The organism is Streptomyces sp. NPDC006339, assembly GCF_040612775.1.
Lineage (GTDB): Bacteria > Actinomycetota > Actinomycetes > Streptomycetales > Streptomycetaceae > Streptomyces.
This window is the reverse complement of record NZ_JBEXQW010000101.1, coordinates 1-6,846: the sequence shown is the minus strand read 5'-3', so window position 1 is coordinate 6,846 and position 6,846 is coordinate 1. Positions and strand designations below refer to the sequence as shown.

The following is a 6,846-nucleotide window of genomic DNA, read 5'->3' as shown; positions in this document are numbered from 1 at the left end:
GCCGCGCGGCCCGGGTGGGCCGGGGTGCTCAGGCGGCCGTCAGGACTCCTCCTGGCCCGCCAGACGGCCGAAGTCGCGGTCCGGGATGTCCTGGGACCCCGTCGGCCCGCTGCGTTGTCGGTGGCACCCGATAGCCTGCACAAACAGGCTTGCGATCGGTGCGGGACAGGAGGGGGCGGCGTGCGCGTACTCGGGGTGGACCCGGGGCTCACCCGGTGCGGCATCGGCGTCGTCGAGGGCGTGGCCGGAAGGCCGTTGACGATGCTCGGCGTCGGTGTCGTGCGGACCCCGGCGGACGCGGACATCGGCCTCCGGCTGGTCGGCATCGAGCGCGGCATAGAGGAGTGGATCGACCGCTTCGATCCCGAACTCGTCGCCGTGGAGCGGGTGTTCAGCCAGCACAACGTACGGACGGTGATGGGCACCGCCCAGGCCAGCGCCGTCGCCATGCTGTGCGCCGCCCGCCGCGGACTGCCCGTCGCCCTGCACACCCCCAGCGAGGTCAAGGCCGCCGTCACCGGCAGCGGACGGGCCGACAAGGCCCAGGTCGGCGCCATGGTCACCCGGCTCCTCCGGCTCTCCGCCCCGCCCAAGCCGGCCGACGCCGCCGACGCCCTCGCCCTCGCCATCTGCCACATCTGGCGCGCCCCCGCCCAGAACCGCCTCCAGCAGGCGGTCGCTCAGAACCGCCTCCAGCAGGCCGTCGCCCTGCACGCCTCGAAAGGCCGCCCGTCATGATCGCCTTCGTCAGCGGCCCGGTGGCCGCCCTCGCCCCCACGACCGCCGTCGTCGAGGTCGGCGGCGTCGGCATGGCCGTCCAGTGCACGCCGAACACCATCGCCGGCCTCCGCGTCGGTGAGCACGCCCGCCTGGCCACCTCCCTGGTCGTCCGCGAGGACTCGCTCACCCTGTACGGCTTCGCCGACGACGACGAGCGCCAGGTCTTCGAGCTGCTCCAGACCGCCAGCGGCGTCGGCCCCCGGCTCGCCCAGGCCATGCTGGGCGTGCACAGCCCCGACGCCCTGCGGCTCGCCGTCTCCACCGGCGACGAGAAGGCCCTCACCGCCGTGCCCGGCATCGGCAAGAAGGGCGCCCAGAAACTCCTGCTCGAACTGAAGGACAAGCTCGGCGCCCCGCTCGGCAGCAGCGGCCTCGTCGGCCAGCAGCGCGCCGCCACCGGACCCGCCCCCTGGACCGAGCAGCTCTCCGCCGCCCTCATCGGCCTCGGCTACGCGAGCCGCGAGGCCGAGGAGGCCGTCGCCGCCGTCACCCCGCAGGCCGAGGCCGCGATCGCCTCCGGCGGCTCGGCCCCCGTCCCCCAGCTCCTGCGCGCGGCCCTCCAGACCCTGAACCGCGCCCGCTGACCCCGGCCGCCGCGCCGGCCCTTTCCCCACCCCACCCCGCCCCCACCCGCCCGCACCGCCCCCGCACCCACCAGAAGGCAGACTCCACCGTGAACTGGGACGACGACAGCACCGCCGAGCCGGACGCGCGGATCGTCGGCGCCTCCGCCGAGGGCGACGACCAGGCCGTCGAGGCCGCGCTGCGCCCCAAGGACCTCAACGAGTTCGTCGGCCAGGAGAAGGTGCGCCAGCAGCTCGACCTGGTCCTCAAGGCCGCCCGCCAGCGCGGAGCCACCGCCGACCACGTCCTGCTCTCCGGCGCCCCCGGCCTCGGCAAGACCACCCTGTCGATGATCATCGCCGCGGAGATGAACGCCCCGATCCGGATCACCAGCGGCCCCGCCATCCAGCACGCCGGCGACCTCGCCGCCATCCTCTCCTCCCTCCAGGAGGGCGAGATCCTCTTCCTCGACGAGATCCACCGGATGTCCCGGCCCGCCGAGGAGATGCTCTACATGGCGATGGAGGACTTCCGCGTCGACGTGATCGTCGGCAAGGGGCCCGGCGCCACCGCCATCCCCCTTGAGCTGCCCCCCTTCACCCTGGTCGGCGCCACCACCCGGGCCGGCCTGCTGCCGCCGCCGCTGCGCGACCGCTTCGGCTTCACCGCCCACATGGAGTTCTACGAGCCCCACGAGCTGGAGCGGGTCGTGCGCCGCTCCGCCGGACTCCTCGACGTCGAGATCGACACCGACGGCGCCGCCGAGATCGCCGGCCGCTCCCGCGGCACCCCCCGCATCGCCAACCGCCTGCTGCGCCGCGTCCGCGACTACGCCCAGGTGCGGGCCGACGGCGTGATCGACCGCGAGATCGCCGCCGCCGCCCTGGCCGTCTACGAGGTCGACGACCGCGGCCTCGACCGCCTCGACCGCGCCGTCCTGGAGGCCCTCCTCAAGCTCTTCGGCGGCGGACCCGTCGGCCTGTCCACCCTCGCGGTCGCGGTCGGGGAGGAGCGCGAGACCGTCGAGGAGGTCGCCGAGCCCTTCCTCGTACGCGAGGGACTGCTCGCCCGGACGCCCCGCGGCCGGGTCGCCACCCCGGCGGCCTGGACCCACCTCGGACTGGTTCCGCCGCAGGCGGCGGCGGGTGGCGGCACGGGGAACGGCGCGGGAAAGGGACAACAGGGGCTCTTCGGGGCGTGACGGCGCGGAGACTCGCCCGTTCGGGAACCGGGGTGCGATGCTGGGCGTTGTTCCATCGATGCGGACTCGCCTAGACTCCGCCGATGCCGCTCCTTGTGGTCGGCGCACCCACCCCCGAATCAGGCCGCGGAGTCTTCCCCGGCCTTGCGAAGGAAATTCCGTCCCGTGAATAACATCGGCATGCTCCTCCCGTTCATCGTGCTCATCGGGGCCATGTTCCTCATGACCCGCTCTGCCAAGAAGAAGCAGCAGCAGGCGGTGGAGATGCGCAACCAGATGCAGCCCGGCTCCGGCGTACGCACCATCGGGGGGATGTACGCCACCGTCAAGGAGGTCGGCGACGAGACCGTCCTCCTGGAGGTCGCTCCCGGCGTCCACGCGGTCTACGCGAAGAACGCCATCGGCGCCGTCCTCGAGGACGCCGAGTACAACCGCATCGTCCACGGCGACGACGAGACCGTCGTCCCGGACGACGCCTCCTCGCTGACCGAGGCCGCGGAGACGGCCGACGAGGCCGACGAGACCGGCGACACCGTCAAGGACGCCAAGGCCGACCTCACCAAGAAGACGGACGCCGGCGAGGGCGACAAGGACGGCAAGGCCGACGGCGGGACCGAGGCGAAGTAGTACGCCGGCCGGAGCCGCGCGCCACGCCCACCCGGCGGGCGCGCGGCTCCGGCGACGGTTTCGACCGCGGGGGCAGGTCCCCACACACACTTCGTGGCCGTCTCGCGCCCACCCGGCGACGAGGCGGTTTGGACAGGGAGAAACGACAAGGTGGCAGCACCGAAGAAGGGCCGAAGGCCGGCGGGGGGCCAGGGCCGGCCGGGCCGCGCCCTGGCACTCATTCTGATCGCCATGGTCGCGCTCACCGGCGGCATGTTCTGGTCGGGGCACACCACCCCGCGCCTGGGCATCGACCTCGCCGGCGGCACGTCGATCACGCTCAAGGCGAAGGCGGAGCCCGGACAGGAGTCCGCCGTCAACGAGACCAACATGAACACGGCGGTCGGCATCATCGAGCGCCGCGTCAACGGTCTGGGTGTCTCCGAGGCCGAGGTCCAGACGCAGGGCCGCGAGAACATCATCGTGAACATCCCCAAGGGGACGAACGAGAAGCAGGCCCGCGAGCAGGTCGGCACGACCGCCCAGCTCTACTTCCGGCCGGTGCTGGCCGTCGCCGCGGCCGAGACGCCCGCGCCGAACCCCAGCGCCACGCCGAGCGGCTCCTCCTCCGCCTCGCCGAAGCCCACCGCTTCCGGCGCCACCGCGGACAAGGGCAAGGGCAAGGGCGACACCACCGCCACCCCGTCGTCGAGCGCCTCCACCCAGGGCCGCGCCCTCACCGAGGCGCTGAAGGCCCCGAGCCCGACGCCGACCGCGAGCTCCTCCGCGTCGCCGAAGGCGTCCACGACGCCCAAGCCGACCGGGACCGGCGACGCCGCCACGAACGCCCTGCAGCAGAAGTTCGCGGCGCTCAACTGCCTCGACCCCAAGCAGCGCTCGGCCGCCGGCCAGGGCGTCAAGCCGGCCGACCCCACCGTCGCCTGCGGCAAGAACTCCATCGGCCAGTGGGAGAAGTACCTGCTCGGCCCGGCCGAGGTCGAGGGCAGGGACGTCGACGACGCCAAGGGCGTCTTCGACCAGCAGCGCGGCATGTGGATCGTGACCATGGACTTCACGGGCGAGGGCTCGAAGAAGTTCCAGAAGATCACCAGCAAGCTGTCGCAGCAGACCGAGCCGCAGAACCAGTTCGCGATCGTCCTCGACGGCGAGGTCGTCTCGGCCCCGTCCGTGCGCCAGACGCTGAGCGCCAGCGCCGAGATCTCCGGCAGCTTCAACCAGCAGTCGGCCCAGGACCTCGGCAACATCCTGTCCTACGGCGCGCTGCCGCTGTCCTTCGACACCCAGAGCGTCGACACCGTCACCGCCGCCCTCGGCGGCGAGCAGCTCGAGGCGGGCCTGATCGCCGGCGCCATCGGCCTCGCCCTGGTCGTCATCTACCTGGTGGTCTACTACCGCGGCCTGTCGCTGATCGCCATCCTCAGCCTCGGCGCCTCGGCCCTGCTCACCTACGTGATCATGGCCCTGCTCGGCCCGGCCATCGGCTTCGCGCTGAACCTGCCGGCCGTCTGCGGCGCCATCGTCGCCATCGGCATCACCGCGGACTCGTTCATCGTCTACTTCGAGCGCATCCGCGACGAGGTCCGCGAGGGCCGCACGCTCCGCCCGGCCGTCGAGCGCGCCTGGCCGCGGGCCCGGCGCACCATCCTGGTCTCCGACTTCGTGTCGTTCCTCGCCGCCGCGGTGCTCTTCATCGTCACCGTCGGCAAGGTCCAGGGCTTCGCCTTCACCCTCGGTCTGACCACGCTGCTCGACATCGTGGTGGTGTTCCTCTTCACCAAGCCGGTGATGACGCTCCTGGCGCGCACCAAGTTCTTCGGCAACGGCCACAAGTGGTCCGGTCTCGACCCGAAGCGCCTCGGTGCCAAGCCGCCGCTGCGCCGCACCCGCCGTACGTCCGCCCCGGCCGCCGGCCCCATCGACCCGAAGGAGGCGTGAGATGTCGAAGCTCGGCGATCTCGGCGCCCGACTCCACCGCGGTGAGGTCGGCTACGACTTCATCGGCAACCGCAAGATCTGGTACGGCATCTCGATCCTGATCACCATCACGGCGATCGTCGCCCTCGCGGTCCGCGGGCTCAACATGGGCATCGAGTTCCAGGGCGGTGCCGTCTTCACCACCCCGAAGACGGACGTCACGGTCAGCCAGGCGACGGAGTACGCGGAAGAGGCGTCCGGCCACGACGCCATCGTCCAGCAGCTCGGCAACGGCACCCTGCGCATCCAGGTCGGCGGTCTCGACACCGAGAAGTCCGACCAGGTCCGCTCGGAGCTGGCCAAGGACCTGAACGTCCCCGAGACGAAGATCGCGGCGGAGCTCGTCGGCCCGAGCTGGGGCGAGCAGATCGCCACCAAGGCATGGACGGGTCTGGGGGTCTTCATGATCCTCGTGGTGATCTACCTCGCGATCGCCTTCGAATGGCGCATGGCCGTCGCGGCACTCATCGCGCTCATCCACGACCTCACCATCACCGTCGGCATCTACTCGCTGGTCGGCTTCGAGGTCACGGTCGGTACGGTGATCGGTCTGCTGACCATTCTCGGTTACTCGCTCTACGACACCGTCGTCGTCTTCGACTCCCTCAAGGAACAGACGAAGGACATCCGCAAACAGACCCGGTGGACCTACAGCGACATCGCCAACCGCTCGATCAACAGCACCCTGGTCCGTTCGATCAACACCACGGTCGTGGCCCTGCTGCCGGTCGCCGGTCTGCTCTTCATCGGCGGTGGCGTCCTCGGCGCCGGCATGCTGAACGACATCTCGCTGTCGCTGTTCGTGGGTCTCGCCGCCGGTGCGTACTCCTCGATCTTCATCGCCACCCCGCTCGTCGCCGACCTCAAGGAGCGCGAGCCGGCCATGAAGTCCCTGCGGAAGAAGGTCCTGGCCCGGCGGTCCTCCGCGACGGCCCAGGGCGAGTCCGACGGCGACCTCCAGGAGGACGCCCTCGCGGGCGAGGCCGCCGTCGTCGGTCAGGCCCGCCGCGGCCGCTCCTCGGAGCGGCACGGATGACGGCCGTGACCCAGAGCACCACCGACCTGCTGCTCAGCCGGATCCGGGACGTCCCCGACTACCCGAAGCCGGGCGTGCTGTTCAAGGACATCACCCCGCTGCTCGCGGACCCGGAGGCGTTCACGGCGCTCACCGACGCCCTCGCCGCGCTCTGCGCCGAGCAGGGCGCCACGAAGATCGTCGGCCTGGAGGCCCGCGGCTTCATCCTGGCCGCGCCGGTCGCCGTCCGCGCCGGCCTCGGCTTCATCCCGGTCCGCAAGGCCGGGAAGCTGCCCGGGGCCACGCTGCGGCAGGCATACGAGCTGGAGTACGGCACCGCCGAGATCGAGGTGCACGCCGAGGACCTGGCCGCGGGCGACCGCGTCATGGTCATCGACGACGTCCTCGCCACCGGCGGCACCGCCGAGGCGTCCATCGAGCTCATCCGGCGCGCCGGGGCCGAGGTCGCCGGAGTCGCCGTGCTGATGGAGCTCGGCTTCCTGCCGGGCCGGGCCCGGCTCGAGCCCGCCCTCGGCGGCGCTCCGCTCACCGCGCTGATCACCGTCTGACACCGTCGGTCCCGTACGGGGGCGGGGCGGGGGGAAAGCCCCCGGCGCCCCCCGCGGGTTTACGGGAAGGCCCCCCACGGGGGCCCCCCGGAAGACCCGGGGGGCCCCCCCCGGGG

7 protein-coding genes are annotated in these 6,846 nt (G+C 72.2%); all 7 read left to right on the top strand.

Translation table 11 applies throughout. The features are described 5' to 3' along the window. Positions 1-180 precede the first annotated feature (180 nt). The 7 genes from ruvC to ABZ135_RS38400 all read left to right on the top strand — a co-directional run bounded on the left by ruvC (position 181) and on the right by ABZ135_RS38400 (position 6,730). Positions 181-738, top strand: coding sequence for a crossover junction endodeoxyribonuclease RuvC (gene ruvC, locus ABZ135_RS38430; protein WP_356703015.1), 558 nt, complete (start codon positions 181-183; stop codon positions 736-738). Further along, entirely contained in the window at positions 735-1,364 is a 630-nt protein-coding gene (gene ruvA / locus ABZ135_RS38425) for a Holliday junction branch migration protein RuvA (protein ID WP_356703013.1), read from the top strand. The genes ruvC and ruvA overlap by 4 nt, the downstream gene beginning before the upstream one ends. Before the next feature lie 89 nt (positions 1,365-1,453). Continuing rightward, positions 1,454-2,545: a Holliday junction branch migration DNA helicase RuvB gene (gene ruvB, locus ABZ135_RS38420; protein WP_356703011.1), complete on the top strand. Its 1,092-nt coding sequence runs from the start codon at positions 1,454-1,456 to the stop codon at positions 2,543-2,545. 180 nt (positions 2,546-2,725) lie between these two features. Continuing rightward, positions 2,726-3,172, top strand: a complete 447-nt coding sequence (gene yajC, locus ABZ135_RS38415; protein ID WP_356703017.1) for a preprotein translocase subunit YajC — start codon at positions 2,726-2,728, stop codon at positions 3,170-3,172. A gap of 150 nt (positions 3,173-3,322) precedes the next feature. Further along, a complete protein-coding gene (gene secD / locus ABZ135_RS38410) occupies positions 3,323-5,107 on the top strand; it encodes a protein translocase subunit SecD (protein ID WP_356703009.1) in 1,785 nt (594 codons plus the stop codon). A 1-nt stretch (position 5,108) separates the two neighbouring features. After that, entirely contained in the window at positions 5,109-6,182 is a 1,074-nt protein-coding gene (secF, locus tag ABZ135_RS38405) for a protein translocase subunit SecF (RefSeq protein WP_356703007.1), read from the top strand. Beyond that, a complete protein-coding gene (locus ABZ135_RS38400) occupies positions 6,179-6,730 on the top strand; it encodes an adenine phosphoribosyltransferase (RefSeq protein ID WP_356703005.1) in 552 nt (183 codons plus the stop codon). Before secF ends, ABZ135_RS38400 begins: the two co-directional genes overlap by 4 nt. Positions 6,731-6,846 lie beyond the last annotated feature (116 nt).

Excerpts from the sequence above, each read along its gene's own strand:
- ABZ135_RS38400 (WP_356703005.1), top strand. The coding sequence starts at position 6,179 with ATGACGGCCGTGACCCAGAGCACCACCGACCTGCTGCTCAGCCGGATC.
- secF (WP_356703007.1), top strand. The coding sequence starts at position 5,109 with ATGTCGAAGCTCGGCGATCTCGGCGCCCGACTCCACCGCGGTGAGGTC.
- yajC (WP_356703017.1), top strand. The coding sequence starts at position 2,726 with ATGCTCCTCCCGTTCATCGTGCTCATCGGGGCCATGTTCCTCATGACC.
- ruvA (WP_356703013.1), top strand. The coding sequence starts at position 735 with ATGATCGCCTTCGTCAGCGGCCCGGTGGCCGCCCTCGCCCCCACGACC.